Here is a 17310-nt window from a genome sequence, read left to right on the forward strand (position 1 = left end):
CCGCTCCCACAATGACTCCGGAACCCGGACAATCGCCCCGATTCCCGGCTATCGTCATCTCATGAGCGACTACATCCTGGTCCTGATCAGCGCCGCGCTGGTCAATCACCTGTGCCTGCAACAACAGCCACTCCCCAGGCTGCACCTGCACGTACACGGCCTTGCCTGCGCACTGTGCTTCGCCTTGGGCATGTTCGGCGCGCAGCTGCTGTTGCAGGTGGTGCTTGCCCCGCTGCAGGCTCAGGACCTTGCCCTGTTCCTGTTGTTGCCCTGGCTGGCCGTGCTCGCCTGGGGCGTGCCATGGCTGCTGACAAGGTGGCGCCCGACCTGGCCGATGACGGAGTTGCCTGCGTTGCTGTTGAGCAATGCGGCAGTACTGGGGTTGACCCTGCAACAGGCAAGCGACGACAGCACATGGCTCGCCACGCTGCTGCAAGGCCTGCTGGCCGGCGGTGGCTTCTGGCTGGCGCTGGTCTTGTTCGCCGACCTGCGCCAACGCAGCGCCCATGTCGACGTCCCCGGGGCGCTGCGCGGCCTGCCCATCGAACTGCTCGGTGCCGGGGTGATGGCCATGGCGTTTTCCGGCTTCAACGGGCTGTTCGCCCAATGACCGCCAAACCCGACCCGCGGCTACGCACCAGCATGGGCCTGGTGTTGCTGGCCTGCCTGCCTGGCTTGCTGACGCTGTTCTGGCTGCATGGCTGGAGTTTGCTACTGAACCTGTTGCTGTGCGCGAGTGCCGCGCTGCTGTGCGAGGCGTTGCTGCTCACTTTGCGAGCACAACCGCTGCGCATGGCGCTGAACGACGGCAGCGCGCTGGTGACCGCCGTGCTGCTGACCGCCGCCCTGCCCACCCTGGCGCCGTGGTGGTTGCCGGTGGTGGCTGCCAGTGTTGCCATCGGCATCGGCAAACAGGCCTTTGGCGGGGTCGGGCGCAATCTGTTCAACCCGGCCATGGTCGGCTACGCCTTCGCGCTGCTGAGCTTCCCGCTGCAGATGAACCATTGGCCAGGGCCGGCGCCAGGCCTGCTCGACAGCCTGCAGCAGGTGTTCACCGGCAGCGCGCAGATCGATGCCTGGGCCCGGCCGACACTGCTCGACGGCCTGCGCCACAACCGCAGCCTGACCATCGAAGAGCTGTTCGCCAGCCACCCGGGCTTCGGCAGCATCGGTGGGCGGGGCAGCGAATGGGTCAACCTGGCGTTCCTGCTGGGCGGCCTGTTCCTGCTGCAACGCAAGGTGATCACCTGGCATGCGCCGGTTGGTTTGCTGGCAGGGTTGCTCCTGTTCAGCCTGCTGGGCTGGAATGGCTCGGGTTCGGACTCAAACGGCTCACCCCTGCTGCACCTGTTCTCCGGCTCGACCATGATGGCGGCGTTCTTCATTGCCACCGAACCGGTGTCCGGCCCCCGGCAGGAGTGGGCGAAGCTAGGGTTCGGCCTGGGAGCGGGCCTGCTGATCTACCTGATCCGCACCTGGGGCAGCTACCCGGACGGTACCGCGTTTGCCATCCTGCTGATGAACCTCATGACGCCAAGCCTCGAACGCCTGGCCGTGCAGCGCCAGCAGGTTGCCCGATGAAGCGCCTGGTACGTGATGTGGGCCTGCTGCTGCTGACCGCGGCACTGGCGCTGTCGACCACCCTGGCCTGGCGGCACTGGACCAGCCCGGCCATCGCCGACGCCGAGAAACAACTGAATAGCCGCCAGCGGCTGGCGGTGCTGCCAGAAGGCAGTTACGACAACCAGCCACTGGACAATCCGCTGCCCAGGCCCGCCGCACAGCGGCCAAACAGCCGTATCCTGGCAGCTTACCGGGCCACCCTGGCGGGCAAACCGGCCGCCATCATCCTGGTCACCCAGGCCCAGGGCTATGCCGGGCCGATCGTGCTGAGCGTGGCCATTGCCGCGGACGGCCGACTGATCGGCAGCCAGCTGGTCGAGCAACAGGAAAGCCCCGGGCTGGGCGCACGCCTGGGTGATCCGCAGGTGAACTGGTTGGGGCAATTTGCCAACCGTCAGTTGAGCGATCACTGGGCGCTGAAGCGCGACCAGGGCGACTTTGACCAGTTGGCCGGGGCAACCGTTACCTCACGGGCAGTGATCGGCGCACTACAGGAAGCGCTGAGTTACTTCGATCAGCAGCGCAGCGTGCTGCTGGAGGGCCCCACGCATGAATAGGTTCTACCTGCTGGGCGCAAGCCTTGTGCCCCTGCTGGGCGCCACCCGGACACTGAGCGAAGGCGCCACCATCGGCGTGTGCGCGGTGCTGATGAGCAGCCTTCACCAACTGTTGCTGGCCCCCCTTCGCCAGCGGCTCACCACCTGGCCCCGTGTGCTGGCCAGCCTGCTGCTGCTGGCGGCCCTGGCCAGTTGCCTGCAACTGGCCCTGCGTGCCTGGCTGCTGCCAACGGCTCTCGCCCTCGGCCACTATCCCGCACTGCTATGCCTGCAATGCCTGGCCACTGACCACCTGCTGCCCGATCAAGGGCGCTGGCGCCTGCTCGCCAGTCACCTGTGCACGCTGTTTGCCAGCTGCCTGCTGCTCGGTGCCAGCCGCCAATGGCTGACCGACGGTGCCAGCCTGCATCTGGCCAGCCTGGCCCCCGGCGCCTTGCTACTGCTCGGACTGCTGTTGGCCTTGTACAATCGCCTGCGTCCGGGCCCTGCCCAACCACGTCGTCAAGGAAAGCGCTGATTTCATGAATGCCGCCAAACGCCTGGAGATCTTTCGCAGGCTGCACGAAGACAATCCCGACCCAAAGACCGAACTGGCCTACACCACGCCGTTCGAACTGCTGGTTGCCGTGACACTGTCCGCGCAGTCCACCGATGTCGGCGTCAACAAGGCCACCGCCCGCCTGTTCCCGGTCGCCAACACCCCCGAGGCCATCTATGCCCTGGGCGTCGAAGGCCTGAGCGAGTACATCAAGACCATTGGTTTGTACAACAGCAAGGCCAAGAACGTCATCGAAGCCTGCCGGCTGCTGATCGAACGCCATGACAGCCAGGTACCGCAAACCCGCGAAGCCCTGGAGGCGCTGCCCGGCGTGGGCCGCAAGACCGCCAACGTAGTGCTCAACACAGCGTTCCGCCAGCCGACCATGGCGGTGGATACCCATATCTTCCGGGTCAGCAACCGCACAGGCATTGCGCCAGGCAAGACGGTGCTGGAAGTGGAGAAGAAGCTGATCAAGTTCGTACCAAAAGATTACCTGCTCGACGCCCACCACTGGCTGATCCTGCACGGGCGCTATGTGTGCCAGGCACGCAAACCACGGTGCGGCAGTTGCCGGATCGAAGACCTGTGCGAGTACAAGCACAAGACCTCCGACGATTGAGTCGATAGCTGGAAACCACCTGTGACGATTGAAAAAATCTTTTTTACCAGCGTCTGCTTTCTGGTTATAAGGACGGCCAATGGCCCCTTGGCTTGGAGCGACTCATGAGTAGCGATAAAGACGACCTGTCGATCGAAGATGATTTTGTTGCCGCAGAGGATGATGTGGAACCCCAGGTGGAAACCGCAAAAACCAACCTGAGCAAACGCCGCACTATCGACAATATGCTGGAAGAAAGGCGCCTGCAGAAGCAGCTGGCCGACTTCGACTACGATCTGTAGCCCGGGACCAGCAGCCTTGGCAAAGCCTCCAGGCAGGAGGCTTTACGGCCTTGGCGGTCAGTTCAACCCTTGCCGTTGCGCCAGCTCGATCAGGTCGACCAGCGACCGCGCGTTGAGCTTGAGCAACAGACGCGACTTGTAGGTACTGACCGTCTTGTTGCTGAGGAACATGCTGTCGGCAATCTCCTTGTTCGAACGCCCTCGTGCCAGTTGCTGCAACACTGTCATCTCGCGCGCCGAGAGGCGGTTGACCATATCTGTCTCACTCCCGCCTCCCCTGCCACGTGACGGATGCAGAGCCTGGTTGGGGAAGTAGCTGTAGCCCGACAATACGGCCTTGATGGCGCTCAGCAGCTCGGTGAGTTCCTGTTGCTTGCACACATAGCCCGCCGCCCCCGCCTGCATGCAGCGCATCGAGAAATTGCCTGGGGGCTGCGATGTCAGCACCAGCACCTTGCTGCCCGGGCTGAAGGTCGCCATACGGGCGATCACCTCCAGGCCATCCAGTTTGGGAATACCGATATCGAGCACCACGATATCCGGCAGGTGTTGCCGTGTCAGCTGCAATGCAGCCACCCCGTTGTCGGTCTCCGCCACGACGTCATACCCATGCCGCTCCATCAGCATGCGTACGGCCAAGCGTATGACCGGATGATCATCTACGATAAGCACTTTATTCATGCGATATCCATTCATTGTTTTTGCTTTGGTCCGCCAAGATAACCGACAGAACGCTTGCTGGCGCGGTGATTTACCGGCGAAACACATGAGCAGATAAAACCTACAGCACTTACAGAAATTTCCTACACACAACTACTGTAGTTGTAACAATCAAATTCCTTATTACCGGAATGAACGGTATCACCCACCTGCAAAAGTGCCCAGTTGAAAACTGGCCATTACCTGAGGAATTATCCAATGCGAACACGCTGAACAAACAAGGCTGTCAGGATTTCGGCCGATTATTCCTCACCCGGGAAACAATCCAGTCTTTAGTTGAGCGTTGCTGTAGGGTAATGATGGGCAAAATCGCTGGAGACGGCCCATATGCCCCAAGCACAACCTGTCGCCCCGCTGACGATCATTGCCATCTTCGCGGGGATTATCGAAGCCTCTGCCCTTGCCACACTGCCGTTTCTCAGCGAGTCCAGCCAAAATCTCTATACTTGGTTCCTGGTGGGCTTCCCGTTCTTTCTGACGGCCCTGTTCTTCCTCACGCTCAACTTCAATTACAAGTCCTTCTACAGCCCGTCGCCAAACAGAACGGCAAACGACAACACGCCGACATTGAACGCCCAGGCCAAACCTGCAATGCCCAGTGATGCCAGCGAAGCGCTACAGGGCGAGCCTGTCACGTTCATGTTTTCCGGCCCCGATGCCAATCGCATGATGGAGCAACAAGTGCTGCTCACCCTTGCCCAACCGCCTCTGCCAGCGCGCACCTGGCGCTTTTGCAACCTGGATAAACGCCAATGCGCACAACTGTCGATCAGCGTGCTTGAGGGTCAGATGGCAAACGATGGCCATTGATGCCCAAGGCTTTCCACAGGCAAAAAAAACCCCGGCCTGGGCCGGGGTTTTTACTGCACATGCCAGCGATCAGAGCAGCGAGCGGCCCTTGTTGGCAGCAATGCGCATACGCAGGGCGTTGAGCTTGATGAAGCCGGCAGCGTCCGCCTGGTTGTAGGCGCCGCCATCTTCCTCGAAGGTGGCGATATTGGCATCGAACAGCGAATCGTCCGACTTGCGGCCAACCACGGTGACGTTGCCCTTGTACAGTTTCAGGCGTACCACGCCGTTCACGTTGACCTGCGAAGCGTCGATCATCTGCTGCAGCATCAGACGCTCCGGGCTCCACCAGTAGCCGGTGTAGATCAGGCTGGCATACTTCGGCATCAGCTCATCCTTCAGGTGAGCGACTTCGCGGTCCAGGGTGATCGACTCGATGGCACGGTGGGCCTTGAGCATGATGGTGCCACCAGGGGTCTCGTAGCAACCACGCGACTTCATGCCGACGTAACGGTTCTCGACGATATCCAGACGGCCGATGCCGTTGGCACCACCGATACGGTTCAGGTCGGCCAGGACGGTGGCCGGGGTCTTCTCGACGCCGTCGATGGCAACGATGTCACCGTTGCGGTAGGTCAGCTCGATGTAGGTAGCCTGGTCCGGGGCGTTCTCGGGCGAGACGCTCCAGCGCCACATGTCTTCTTCGTGCTCGGTCCAGGTATCTTCCAGGACACCGCCTTCGTAGGAGATGTGCAGCAGGTTGGCGTCCATCGAGTACGGCGACTTCTTCTTGCCGTGGCGCTCGATCGGGATGCCGTGCTTCTCGGCGTAGTCCATCAGCTTCTCGCGGGACAGCAGGTCCCACTCACGCCATGGGGCGATGACCTTGACGCCTGGTTTCAGGGCGTAGGCGCCCAGTTCGAAACGCACCTGGTCGTTGCCTTTGCCGGTGGCGCCATGGGAAATGGCGTCAGCGCCGGTTTCGTTGGCGATTTCGATCAGGCGCTTGGCGATCAGCGGACGGGCGATGGAGGTACCCAGCAGGTACTCGCCCTCGTAGACGGTGTTGGCGCGGAACATCGGGAACACGAAATCACGTACGAATTCTTCGCGCAGGTCGTCGATGTAGATCTCTTTAACGCCCATTGCCTGGGCCTTGGCACGGGCCGGCTCGACCTCTTCGCCCTGACCCAGGTCAGCGGTGAAGGTCACCACTTCGCAGTTGTAGGTATCCTGCAGCCACTTGAGAATCACCGAAGTATCAAGGCCGCCGGAATACGCCAGTACGACCTTTTTTACGTCCGCCATGCCATCACTCCACGGGGTTGTACGGAAAGGGATCGATTCTAACGACGTTGCAGATAAATTTACAGTGGGGCGACAGCTTCTGACGACAAAGCGACAGGAACTTTCGGAAGGGCGACGGGCGGCGGAGGGGGATTTGATCAGGGGTGCCAGATGCATGCCTCGCCATTTTCAGCGCCTGTGAGATCGAGCGCCGCCCGCGCGGCGCTCGATCTCACAGGCGCTGAAAATGTTGTGGCGAACACCTGGTGGCCCCGATGCAATCCCCAGCCATGCCCACGATGGCCAACCCGACCTCAGGGCGCCTTCGCCCCCGGCGCGCCCGAGGCCGGAGCGGCAGCAGGCGGACTGGCTGGCGCTGCCGCCGGAGCAGCAGGCGCTGCCTGCTCAACCGGCTTCTCCACCGGTTTCTCAACCACCGCCACCCGATCCAGTTCAATATTCACCCGACGATTACGTGCCCGGTTGGCAGCACTGTTGTTCTTCGCCAACGGATAACGCTCACCATGAAAACGCACGGTAATCTGCTCTTCCGGCACGCCCTGGGCCTTGAGGTAGTCGGCCACGGCCAGTGCCCGGCGGCGAGACGTGTCGCGATTGGTCAGGCGGTTGCCGCTGTTGTCGGAGTGGCCGTTGAGCTCGACATGGTTCACCGTCGGGTCGGCTTTCATGTAGTCGAGGATCACATCCAGCCGCGCCTTGGCCGCGCCATCCAGCTCGATACCTCCGCCGGGGAAACCCACCTGGGTCTGGCGCACCTGGTCGTAGTTCATCGGCAGCAGCTTGCCGGCACAGGCTTGGTAGTCGCTGTAGGCCTTGGCGAAACTGACCGGCAGCACACGCACTTCCATCGGCCTGCCCGCCTCGCCGGCGTAATTGCGCACCACCGTGCTGCGCCCGTCGAGCAGGCCGTTGATCAGGCGGCTGGCCTGGCCCTGGGACGAACTGAACAACACCCCGGTGCGAGCCAGGCGCACGCTGCCCAGGCTGATGTCGCTGCGCCCGGGTTGCCACGGCGCAGCGGCTGCCAGCAAAGTGGCCGTGCCCGCACCCAGTACGTTGCTGTCCGAGCGCAGCTGGAACACCGGCTGTTCGCCCGCGCGGCGTACGAACTCACCACTGCCAAAACCGTCGATCGGCTGGATCAGCCGGCATTCGAACTGGTCCCCCTCGACCTTCCAGGCAATGTTCTCCATGCGCGTCTGGAAAGTCAGTGCGCCGGCCGGCAGGCTGGCGAACAGGGTCAACAGGGCTAGGTAACGCTGGCGCACGGGCGGCTCCACAAATTCTGACGGCTTACCTGCAGGCTATCGGGCGCCTGCCGGAAAACTTGATAGCCGTGCTCCACCCAGGGTTTTCCGGTAGCATTGGGGCTTGAGTTCGACCCGCCTGGAATCCCCAATGTCCGATCGCCTGACCCTCCTGCGTCCCGACGACTGGCACATCCATCTGCGCGATGGTGCCGTCCTGCCCCACACCGTTGGCGACGTGGCGCGTACTTTCGCCCGTGCCATCATCATGCCCAACCTGGTTCCGCCGGTGCGCAATGCCGCCGAGGCTGGCGCCTACCGTGAGCGCATCCTGGCCGCCCGTCCGGCCGGCAGCCGCTTCGAACCGCTGATGGTGCTTTACCTCACCGACCGCACCAGCCCCGAGGACATCCGCGCGGCCAAGGCCAGCGGCTTCGTGTACGCCGCCAAGCTGTACCCGGCCGGCGCCACCACCAACTCCGATTCGGGCGTGACCAGCATCGACAACATCTTCCCGGCCATCGAAGCGCTGGCGGAAGTTGGCATGCCACTACTGGTGCATGGCGAAGTGACCCGCAGCGAAATCGACGTGTTCGACCGCGAGAAGCGCTTCATCGACGAGCACATGCGCCGTGTGGTCGAGCGCTTCCCCACGCTGAAAGTGGTGTTCGAGCACATCACCACCAGCGACGCCGCGCAGTTCGTCACCGAGGCCCCGGCCAACGTTGGCGCGACCATCACTGCCCAGCACCTGCTGTACAACCGCAACCACATGCTGGTTGGCGGCATTCGCCCGCACTTCTACTGCCTGCCGATCCTCAAGCGCAATACCCACCAGGTGGCGCTGCTGGACGCTGCCACCAGCGGCAGCCCGAAGTTCTTCCTGGGTACCGACTCGGCTCCCCACGCCCGTCACGCCAAGGAAGCTGCCTGCGGTTGCGCCGGTTGCTACACCGCCTACGCGGCCATCGAGATGTACGCCGAAGCATTCGAACAGCGTAACGCGCTGGACAAGCTGGAAGGCTTCGCCAGCCTGCACGGCCCGGCCTTCTATGGCCTGCCGGCGAACACCGACACCATTACCCTGGTCCGCGAAGAATGGACCGCCCCGGACAGCCTGCCGTTTGGCGAGCAGACCGTGGTCCCGCTGCGTGCCGGCGAAAAACTGCGCTGGCGCCTGCTGGAGGAAAACGCGTGAGCGAAGACCTCTACGAAGATGACCTGGACACCCAGGGCAGCAGCGGCTCGCGCCACCCGATGGCCGAGCGCTTCCGCGGCTACCTGCCGGTGGTGGTGGATGTGGAGACCGGTGGTTTCAACAGCGCCACCGATGCCCTGCTGGAAATTGCCGCGGTCACCATCGGCATGGACGAAAAGGGCTTCCTGTTCCCCGAGCACACCTACTTCCACCGGGTGGAGCCGTTCGAAGGCGCCAACATCGAGCCGGCAGCGCTGGAGTTCACCGGGATCAAGCTGGACCACCCACTGCGCATGGCGGTAAGCGAGGAAAGCGCGCTGACCGACATCTTCCGTGGCGTACGCAAGGCGCTCAAGGCCAATGGCTGCAAGCGGGCGATCCTGGTCGGCCACAACAGCAGCTTCGACCTGGGTTTCCTCAATGCGGCGGTGACGCGCAATGACCTGAAGCGCAACCCGTTCCACCCGTTCTCCAGCTTCGACACCGCTACCCTGGCGGGCCTGGCCTATGGCCAGACCGTGCTGGCGCGGGCCTGCCAGAGCGCCGACATCGACTTCGACGGGCGTGAGGCGCACTCGGCGCGTTACGACACCGAGAAGACGGCCGAGCTGTTCTGCGGCATCGTCAACCGCTGGAAAGAGATGGGCGGCTGGCGCGACTTCAACGACTGAGTCGAAAAAGCATTCGCGGGCATGCCCGCTCCCACAGGGATCACACCATGGCTGAGGCCTGTGGGGCACCTGTGGGAGCGGGTTTACCCGCGAAGAGGCCGGCACAGGACGGCACAAAAAAACCGGCCACCAGGGCCGGTTTTTTCATGCAGGCAGCAATTACAGCTTGCCAGCGTTCTCGCTCAGGTAGGCAGCAACACCTTCTGGCGAAGCGTTCATGCCTTTGTCGCCTTTTTTCCAGTTGGCAGGGCAGACTTCGCCGTGCTCTTCGTGGAACTGCAGGGCGTCGACCAGGCGCAGCAGCTCGTCCATGTTGCGGCCCAGTGGCAGGTCGTTGACGATCTGCGAACGGACAACACCGTTGGTGTCGATCAGGAAGGCGCCACGGAAGGCCACGCCGCCTTCGGACTCGACGTCGTAGGCCTTGCAGATTTCGTGGGTCATGTCGGCAGCCAGGGTGTACTTGACCTGGCCGATACCGCCGTTGTTGACCGGGGTGTTACGCCAGGCGTTGTGGGTGAAGTGCGAGTCGATCGACACGCCGATCACTTCCACGTTGCGCGCCTGGAAGTCAGGGATGCGGTTGTCCAGGGCGATCAGCTCGGACGGGCAGACGAAGGTGAAGTCCAGCGGGTAGAAGAACACCAGGCCGTACTTGCCCTTGATGGCCGAAGCCAGGTTGAAGCTGTCGACGATCTCGCCATTGCCCAGCACGGCCGGAACGGTGAAATCGGGGGCTTTCTTACCAACGAGTACGCTCATTGTAATCTCCTGATGAGGGTGAAAAACCGTTTGCCGGGCCAGACGGGCTTGCCCGACATCCAACAAAGGCCGACCATCATACACGGCTTCTGATGACAGGCCGACTCCAACGACAAAGCAACCGCCGGTCGCTCAAGCACGGCCCTTCCAGAAACTCTTTTGACAAGCATTCTCATTAACATTAAGCTCCACCCCATCGAGCCCACCAACGATGGTCAGCCTTTATGTATGTGTGTCTTTGTGTCGGCGTTACCGACGGACAGATCCGCGATGCGATCTATGAAGGATGCTGCAGCTACAAGGAAGTGCGAGCCGCGACCAACGTCGCCAGCCAGTGTGGTAAATGTGCCTGCGTGGCCAAGCAGGTGGTCCGCGAGACCCTGACCGAGCTCCAGGTCAGCCAGGCAGCCCTGCCCTACCCTGTGGAATTTACCGCGGCCTGAAAACCCAGAATTCAAAGAACCGGACCTGGCGTCCGGTTTTTTTATGCCCGCAATTCAATAAGTTAGCGCTCCAACGCGGTTCACAAACATTCTTATTTCCATTAATTTTCACTTATTATTCAAGAACTTAGGTTTGACACACCTAAGTATCGGGCTCAAACTTCCCTGCATTGGCACACTTCTACAGGGCAGGAACCCGACATGAAAGGCGACGTAAGCGTCATCCAGCATCTCAACAAGATCCTCGGAAACGAGCTGGTCGCGATCAACCAGTACTTCCTGCACGCACGCATGTACGAAGATTGGGGCCTGAACAAACTCGGCAAGCACGAGTACAAGGAATCCATCGACGAGATGAAGCACGCTGACAAACTGATCAAGCGTATTCTCTTCCTCGAAGGCATCCCCAACGTCCAGGACCTGGGCAAGCTGCTGATTGGCGAGCACACCAAAGAGATGCTCGAATGCGACCTGAAGATCGAACAGAAAGGCCTGGCCGACCTGAAAGCAGCCATCGCTCATTGCGAAACCGCTGGCGACTTCGGCTCGCGTGACATGCTCGAAGATATCCTCGAGTCCGAGGAAGAACACATCGACTGGCTGGAAACCCAGCTGGGGCTGATCGACAAGATCGGTATCGAGAACTACCTGCAGTCGCAGATGGGCGAAGAATAAATATTCGCCCCATGAAAAAACCCGCGATCAGCGGGTTTTTTCATGCTTGCCGGAAAATCAGGCCTCGGAAGCCTTGGCCTTGGCAGCCGCTTCCTTGATCAGGGTTTGCAGCTCACCCTTCTCGAACATTTCCAGCATGATGTCGCTGCCGCCGACCAGTTCACCGGCTACCCACAGCTGCGGGAAGGTCGGCCAGTTGGCGTATTTTGGCAGGTTCGCGCGGATTTCCGGGTTCTGCAGGATGTCGACGTAGGCGAACTTCTCGCCACAACCCATCACGGCCTGCGATGCACGCGCAGAGAAGCCACACTGCGGGGCATTCGGCGAGCCTTTCATGTAAAGCAGAATGGTGTTGTTGGCAATCTGCTCTTTGATCGTTTCGATGATATCCATGTAGCACCTCGGCTGAACTTTCCGACGCGGTCGTCGGCACGGTGACGCATTGTAACGGAAAGCCGAGCAGCATGCTCGGCCTTACCGTTCCTTACGCGGCCTCTACCTGCACGGGTACGCCATTGAGGGCGGCATTGCCGGAAACCTGGTCACGCAGGCGCTCATCGGTGAGGTCGTTGGCACTCACGCCAGGTTGCGCCTGGGCGATCTGCATGTGCACGCCCTGGCGAGAATGACCGAAGCCATGGGGCAGGCTGACCACACCCGGCATCATGTCCTCGCAGGCCTGCACCTCGACTTCAAGGTCCCCGGTACGCGAGCGGATACGAACCCGCTGGCCGTCCTGCAACTGCCGCTGCTGCAGGTCTTGCGGGTGCATCAACAACTGATGTCGCGGTTTGCCTTTCACCAGACGATGGCAGTTGTGCATCCACGAGTTGTTGCTGCGGACATGGCGGCGGCCGATCAGCAGCAGTTCGCCCGGCATCGGGGGGGCTTGTTGGGCCAGCCGGCGCAGGTCGTCCAGCAACACCTGGGGCGCCGCTTCGACAGCCTTGCTGGCAGTCGTCAGCCGTGCGGCGAGGTTGGCGCGCAGTGGCCCCAGGTCAAGGCCATGCGGGTGCTCGTCCAGCACTGCCAGCGACAATTGCCAGGGCGTCGCCTCACCATAGCGCCCCTTGCGCAGAGCCAGGTCGATCATCTGCGCTGGCGCCCAGGTCGGTTTCAACTCCAGCCCGGCGCGCCTGGCGAACGCTTGTGCCAGCCCAACGAAAATCTCCCAGTCATGCAGTGCCCCTTCGGGCTTGGCCAGGATCGCCCGGTTGAAGCGCGTCACGTTGCGCACGGCCAGCAGGTTGAACGTGCTGTCGTAATGGTCGTTTTCCAGCGCCCAGGTGGAAGGCAGGATCAGGTCGGCATGGCGGGTAGTCTCGTTGATGTACAGGTCGATGCTGAGCATGAATTCCAACCCCTCCAGCGCCGTATCCAGCTGGCGGCCATTGGGTGTGGACAGCACCGGGTTGCCGGCCACCGTCACCAGGGCACGCACCTGCCCTTCGCCGGGTGTCAGCACTTCTTCGGCCAACGCCGCCACGGGTAGTTCACCGCCGTACTCGGGCAACCCCGACACCCGGCTCTGCCAGGCGTTGAAATGGCCACCCGAGGTGGTCGCCACCAGATCGACGGCAGGCTCGGTGCACAACGCGCCGCCTTCACGGTCAAGGTTGCCGGTCACCAGGTTGATCAGTTGCACCAGCCAATGGCAAAGGGTGCCGAAGGTCTGGGTCGAAACCCCCATGCGGCCATAGCACACAGCCTTGTCGGCCGCGGCGAAGTCCCGTGCCAGCTGGCGAATGTCTGTCGCGGCAATGCCACAGTGCGCGCTCATGGCCTCTGCGCTGAACGGCGCGATTGCTTCGCGCACCTGCTGCAGGCCGGTGACCGGCAAGTGCGAGCCACGCGCCAGGCCTTCAGCGAACAGGGTGTTGAGCAAGCCACACAACAAGGCCGCATCCCCTCCCGGGCGGATGAACAGGTGACTGTCGGCCATGGCCGCCGTTTCGCTGCGCCGCGGGTCCACCACCACCAGGCGCCCGCCCCGGGCGCGCAGGGCCTTCAGGCGCTTTTCCACGTCCGGCACGGTCATGATGCTGCCATTGGAGGCCAGCGGGTTGCCGCCAAGGATCAGCATGAAACCGGTCTGGTCGATATCCGGGATCGGCAGCAGCAGGCCATGGCCGTACATCAAGTGGCTGACCAGGTGCTGCGGCAACTGGTCCACCGAGGTGGCAGAAAAGCGGTTGCGGGTTTTCAGCAGGCCCAGGAAGTAGTTGCTGTGGGTCATCAAACCGTAGTTGTGCACGCTCGGGTTGCCTTGGTACACCGCCACGGCATTGCGCCCATGGGCCTGCTGGATCGCCCACAGCCTGTCGGCGGCCAGGGCAAAAGCCTCATCCCAGCCGATGGCCTGCCAGTGCTCGCCCACCCGCTTGTGCGGCTGGCGCAGGCGGTCAGGGTCGTTCTGGATGTCCTGCAGGGCCACGGCCTTTGGGCAGACATGACCACGGCTGAACGGGTCCTGGGGGTCGCCCTTGATCGAACTGATCAGCGCCCGCCCATCGTCGTCATGGCTGACTTCGATATTCAGCCCACAGATCGCTTCGCACAGGTGACAGGCACGGTGATGCAGGGTCTTGGTCATGGCCGCCTCTGCCTTGTTGTCGTGGAGGTAGTTGTGAAGAGTTGTCGAACATCGACTATGCACCCAGCCCCCACCACCGGCCAGCGCGCTTCGCGGCGTGAATCCACCGACATCAGGCACACGATTTGCGACAGCCATTTGCCAAATTGCCAGCAAGCCGTGTACAACCCTCTGTAGCAAATAAAAAACAGCACAGCCCGTCGGATAAAGACACCCTTTGCAACACCCTTTGGTATTGGGCAGCTGTTTCCCCTCTTGGCTTCAGGCGACATTTACTTATAGTATTGCGCCTTTCCCTATTTCGTCCGCCCCCGTGCGGCTTACGCCGCAGGTCACTCCCGTTGTCAAAAAAAACCATACGGTCGACCTGCATACCGTTGCAGATAAGGTAGTCAATCATGAGCGCTAGGCACTTTCTCTCCCTGCTGGACTTCACCACCGACGAATTGCTCGGTGTGATCCGCCGCGGCATCGAGCTGAAGGACCTGCGCAAGCGAAGCGTGTTGTTCGAGCCCCTGAAGAACCGCGTGCTGGGCATGATCTTCGAGAAGTCCTCGACCCGTACCCGCGTGTCGTTCGAGGCCGGCATGATCCAGCTCGGCGGCCAGGCCATCTTCCTGTCCCCGCGCGACACCCAGCTGGGCCGTGGCGAGCCGATCGGCGACAGCGCCATCGTGCTGTCGAGCATGCTCGACGTGGTGATGATCCGTACCCACGCCCACAGCACCCTGACCGAATTCGCCGCCAACTCGCGTGTGCCGGTGATCAACGCCCTGTCCGACGAGTCGCACCCGTGCCAGCTGCTGGCCGACATGCAGACCTTCCTCGAACACCGCGGCTCGATCCAGGGCAAGACCGTGGCCTGGATCGGCGACGGCTTCAACATGTGCAACTCGTACATCGAGGCGGCCAGGCAGTTCGACTTCCAGCTGCGCATCGCCTGCCCCGAAGGCTACGAGCCGGACCCACGCTTCATGGCCATTGGCGGCGACCACGTGCAGATCGTGCGCGACCCGAAGGAAGCCGTGCGCGGCGCCCACCTGGTGACCACGGATGTCTGGACTTCCATGGGCCAGGAGGAGGAAACTGCACGGCGCCTGGCGCATTTCGCGCCTTACCAGGTCACCCGCGCACTGCTCGACCTGGCGGCACCCGACGCCCTGTTCATGCACTGCCTGCCAGCCCACCGTGGTGAGGAAATCAGCCATGACCTGCTCGACGACCCTCGTTCGGTCGCCTGGGACCAGGCTGAAAACCGCCTGCATGCACAGAAGGCCCTTCTCGAATTCCTTGTAGAACCGGCTTACCACCACGCATGAGTCAACCCCTACTGCTCAACCTGCGCAACCTCGCCTGCGGCTATGGCGACCAGCGCATCGTCCAGAACCTCAATCTGCACCTGAACGCAGGCGACATCGGTTGCCTGCTGGGTTCATCCGGTTGCGGCAAGACCACCACCCTGCGCGCCATCGCCGGTTTCGAGCCGGTGCACGACGGCGAGATCCAGCTGGCGGGCGAGGTCATTTCCCGCGCCGGTTTCACCCTGGCCCCGGAAAAACGCCGCATCGGCATGGTGTTCCAGGACTATGCGCTGTTCCCGCACCTGACCGTGGCGCAGAACGTTGCCTTCGGCATCGCCAAGCACCCGCGCCAGGCCGAGGTCATCGAAGAGATGCTCGAGCTGGTCAAGCTGGGCGGCCTGGGCGGGCGCTACCCGCACGAACTGTCCGGCGGCCAACAGCAACGGGTCGCCCTGGCCCGTGCGCTGGCACCGGAGCCGCAACTGCTGCTGCTCGACGAGCCATTCTCCAACCTCGACGTGGAGCTGCGCCGGCGCCTGAGCCATGAGGTGCGCGACATCCTCAAGAGCCGTGGCACCAGCGCCATCCTGGTGACCCATGACCAGGAAGAAGCCTTTGCCGTCAGCGACCAGGTCGGCGTGTTCAAGGAAGGCCGCCTGGAGCAGTGGGACACGCCCTACAACCTTTACCACGAGCCGCAGACGCCGTTCGTGGCCAGCTTCATCGGCCAGGGGTATTTCATCCGTGGGCAGATGAGCAGCCACGAGGCAGTCAATACCGAGCTGGGTGAACTGCGCGGCAACCGTGCCTACATCATGGCGCCGGGCAGCTCGGTGGATGTGCTGCTGCGCCCTGACGATATCGTCCACGCACCGGGCAGCGCGCTGCAAGCGAACATCGTCGGCAAAAGCTTCCTTGGTGCATCGACCTTGTACCGCCTGCAGTTGCCGACCGGCAGCCAGCTGGAGGCGATCTTCCCTAGCCATGACGACCATCAGGTCGGTGAGGATGTGGGGATTGCGGTAAAGGCCGATCACCTGGTGCTGTTCCCCGTGCCGGGTAGCGTGGCGGCGCAGTTGCCGCGGCAGGAAAACGGCGTGCGTCGATACAGTTCGGCGACCTGATTCAAAATCCTGAGGCCGCTTTGCGGCCCTTTCGCGACTCAAGGCCGCTCCCACAGGTACAGCGCACCATTCACGGGCGGCGTTGTACCTGTGGGAGCGGCCTTGAGTCGCGAAAGGGCTGCAAAGCAGCCCCGAAAATTCTCAGCCCCGCCCGATCCCGGCAAACTTGCCCTGGGTATGCTCGGCCAATACCGCTGCCGCCAACTCCACCTCCAGCCCACGCCGCCCGGCGCTGACATGGATGGTTGCAAAGTTCTGTGCCGAGTCATCGATAAAGGTGCGCAGGCGCTTCTTCTGCCCCAACGGGCTGATCCCTCCCACCAGGTACCCCGTGGCCCGCTGCGCCGCCGCCGGGTCGGCCATCTCGCACTTTTTCACCCCGGCAGCATGGGCCAGGGCCTTGAGGTCCAGCGTGCCCACCACAGGCACCACCGCCACCAGCAACTCCCCCTTCTCGCTGCTCGCCAGCAAGGTCTTGAACACCTGCTGCGGGTCGAGACCGAGCTTTTCCGCAGCCTCAAGACCATATGACGCCGACTTGGGGTCATGTTCGTAACTGTGCACACGATGCTCGGCGCGGTGCTTCTTCAACAGGTCTAGGGCGGGGGTCATGCAGGGGCTCCGGTCGGGGACGGCTCGGTGGCTACTTTAGGATAATTCCCACATCGCAGCCAGCGCACAGCAAGCGCACCCCTCTAGTACGCGGATCCGCACCGGAAATCAGCAGCCAGCTCGTGACCGACCGTTCACTTTCGACCTTTGACATCAGCGTTTCTTGTCTATATTTTTTCGTTTCTGAATAAATGGTGCACTTTTAAGGTGCATTTCCTACATCTGCCTGGGGTCAATGGGGATAGA

At 62.2% G+C, this 17310-nt stretch carries 20 protein-coding genes; 13 read left to right on the top strand and 7 right to left on the bottom strand.

The features are described 5' to 3' along the window. Positions 1–61: 61 nt before the first annotated feature. The 6 genes from MKK04_RS20800 to MKK04_RS20825 all read left to right on the top strand — a co-directional run bounded on the left by MKK04_RS20800 (position 62) and on the right by MKK04_RS20825 (position 3621). On the top strand, positions 62–610 hold the full coding sequence (locus MKK04_RS20800) for an Rnf-Nqr domain containing protein (protein ID WP_241105945.1): 549 nt from the start codon (positions 62–64) through the stop codon (positions 608–610). Then, positions 607–1581: an RnfABCDGE type electron transport complex subunit D gene (locus MKK04_RS20805; RefSeq protein ID WP_207832921.1), complete on the top strand. Its 975-nt coding sequence runs from the start codon at positions 607–609 to the stop codon at positions 1579–1581. Before MKK04_RS20800 ends, MKK04_RS20805 begins: the two co-directional genes overlap by 4 nt. Further along, entirely contained in the window at positions 1578–2180 is a 603-nt protein-coding gene (locus MKK04_RS20810; RefSeq protein WP_233694761.1) for an RnfABCDGE type electron transport complex subunit G, read from the top strand. The genes MKK04_RS20805 and MKK04_RS20810 overlap by 4 nt, the downstream gene beginning before the upstream one ends. Next, a complete protein-coding gene (locus MKK04_RS20815) occupies positions 2173–2697 on the top strand; it encodes an Rnf-Nqr domain containing protein (RefSeq protein ID WP_233694760.1) in 525 nt (174 codons plus the stop codon). Before MKK04_RS20810 ends, MKK04_RS20815 begins: the two co-directional genes overlap by 8 nt. Positions 2698–2701: 4 nt before the next feature. Continuing rightward, positions 2702–3340: an endonuclease III gene (gene nth / locus MKK04_RS20820; RefSeq protein ID WP_013973953.1), complete on the top strand. Its 639-nt coding sequence runs from the start codon at positions 2702–2704 to the stop codon at positions 3338–3340. Positions 3341–3444: 104 nt separating this feature from the next. Next, positions 3445–3621: a PA3496 family putative envelope integrity protein gene (locus MKK04_RS20825; protein ID WP_207832927.1), complete on the top strand. Its 177-nt coding sequence runs from the start codon at positions 3445–3447 to the stop codon at positions 3619–3621. Positions 3622–3678: 57 nt separating this feature from the next. Here MKK04_RS20825 and MKK04_RS20830 read toward each other — a convergent pair whose 3' ends face one another. After that, positions 3679–4302: a response regulator transcription factor gene (locus MKK04_RS20830; RefSeq protein WP_207832929.1), complete on the bottom strand. Its 624-nt coding sequence runs from the start codon at positions 4300–4302 to the stop codon at positions 3679–3681. Positions 4303–4668: 366 nt separating this feature from the next. Here MKK04_RS20830 and MKK04_RS20835 point away from each other — a divergent pair, with 366 nt between their 5' ends. Continuing rightward, positions 4669–5151 (top strand): hypothetical protein, encoded by a 483-nt coding sequence (locus MKK04_RS20835; RefSeq protein ID WP_207832931.1) that lies wholly within the window; start codon positions 4669–4671, stop codon positions 5149–5151. Positions 5152–5220: 69 nt separating this feature from the next. Here the strand turns inward: MKK04_RS20835 and MKK04_RS20840 are convergent, their stop codons facing one another. Together MKK04_RS20840 and MKK04_RS20845 are read right to left on the bottom strand one after the other, a co-directional pair. Continuing rightward, entirely contained in the window at positions 5221–6438 is a 1218-nt protein-coding gene (locus MKK04_RS20840; RefSeq protein ID WP_013973956.1) for an argininosuccinate synthase, read from the bottom strand. Between the two features lie 293 nt (positions 6439–6731). Next, positions 6732–7706: a flagellar protein MotY gene (locus MKK04_RS20845; protein ID WP_241105946.1), complete on the bottom strand. Its 975-nt coding sequence runs from the start codon at positions 7704–7706 to the stop codon at positions 6732–6734. Positions 7707–7836: 130 nt separating this feature from the next. On the opposite strand from MKK04_RS20845, the gene pyrC reads away from it, so the two are divergent. Together pyrC and rnt are read left to right on the top strand one after the other, a co-directional pair. After that, positions 7837–8883 (top strand): dihydroorotase, encoded by a 1047-nt coding sequence (gene pyrC, locus MKK04_RS20850; protein ID WP_207832935.1) that lies wholly within the window; start codon positions 7837–7839, stop codon positions 8881–8883. 59 nt (positions 8884–8942) lie between these two features. Then, on the top strand, positions 8943–9554 hold the full coding sequence (gene rnt, locus MKK04_RS20855; protein ID WP_243434194.1) for a ribonuclease T: 612 nt from the start codon (positions 8943–8945) through the stop codon (positions 9552–9554). Positions 9555–9713: 159 nt separating this feature from the next. Here the strand turns inward: rnt and MKK04_RS20860 are convergent, their stop codons facing one another. After that, positions 9714–10316 carry a peroxiredoxin gene (locus MKK04_RS20860; protein WP_003254945.1) on the bottom strand — a complete coding sequence of 201 codons (603 nt, stop codon included), beginning with the start codon at positions 10314–10316 and terminating at the stop codon, positions 9714–9716. A gap of 224 nt (positions 10317–10540) precedes the next feature. Here MKK04_RS20860 and MKK04_RS20865 point away from each other — a divergent pair, with 224 nt between their 5' ends. Both MKK04_RS20865 and bfr read left to right on the top strand, forming a co-directional pair. Continuing rightward, positions 10541–10759 carry a bacterioferritin-associated ferredoxin gene (locus tag MKK04_RS20865; RefSeq protein WP_003254947.1) on the top strand — a complete coding sequence of 73 codons (219 nt, stop codon included), beginning with the start codon at positions 10541–10543 and terminating at the stop codon, positions 10757–10759. 201 nt (positions 10760–10960) lie between these two features. Next, positions 10961–11434 carry a bacterioferritin gene (gene bfr, locus MKK04_RS20870; RefSeq protein ID WP_063913140.1) on the top strand — a complete coding sequence of 158 codons (474 nt, stop codon included), beginning with the start codon at positions 10961–10963 and terminating at the stop codon, positions 11432–11434. Between the two features lie 57 nt (positions 11435–11491). Here bfr and grxD read toward each other — a convergent pair whose 3' ends face one another. Next, entirely contained in the window at positions 11492–11827 is a 336-nt protein-coding gene (gene grxD / locus MKK04_RS20875; RefSeq protein WP_003254949.1) for a Grx4 family monothiol glutaredoxin, read from the bottom strand. 91 nt (positions 11828–11918) lie between these two features. After that, complete coding sequence (locus tag MKK04_RS20880; protein WP_241105947.1) at positions 11919–14027, bottom strand: molybdopterin-dependent oxidoreductase; 2109 nt, start codon at positions 14025–14027, stop codon at positions 11919–11921. Positions 14028–14425: 398 nt separating this feature from the next. On the opposite strand from MKK04_RS20880, the gene argF reads away from it, so the two are divergent. Continuing rightward, complete coding sequence (argF, locus tag MKK04_RS20885) at positions 14426–15346, top strand: ornithine carbamoyltransferase (protein ID WP_207832939.1); 921 nt, start codon at positions 14426–14428, stop codon at positions 15344–15346. Next, on the top strand, positions 15343–16452 hold the full coding sequence (locus MKK04_RS20890) for an ABC transporter ATP-binding protein (RefSeq protein ID WP_207832941.1): 1110 nt from the start codon (positions 15343–15345) through the stop codon (positions 16450–16452). Before argF ends, MKK04_RS20890 begins: the two co-directional genes overlap by 4 nt. 141 nt (positions 16453–16593) lie before the next feature. Here the strand turns inward: MKK04_RS20890 and ybaK are convergent, their stop codons facing one another. Further along, complete coding sequence (ybaK, locus tag MKK04_RS20895; RefSeq protein WP_016488787.1) at positions 16594–17064, bottom strand: Cys-tRNA(Pro) deacylase; 471 nt, start codon at positions 17062–17064, stop codon at positions 16594–16596. Between the last annotated feature and the right edge of the window lie 246 nt (positions 17065–17310).

Origin of the sequence: Pseudomonas sp. LS.1a (assembly GCF_022533585.1) — a bacterium.
GTDB lineage: Bacteria > Pseudomonadota > Gammaproteobacteria > Pseudomonadales > Pseudomonadaceae > Aquipseudomonas.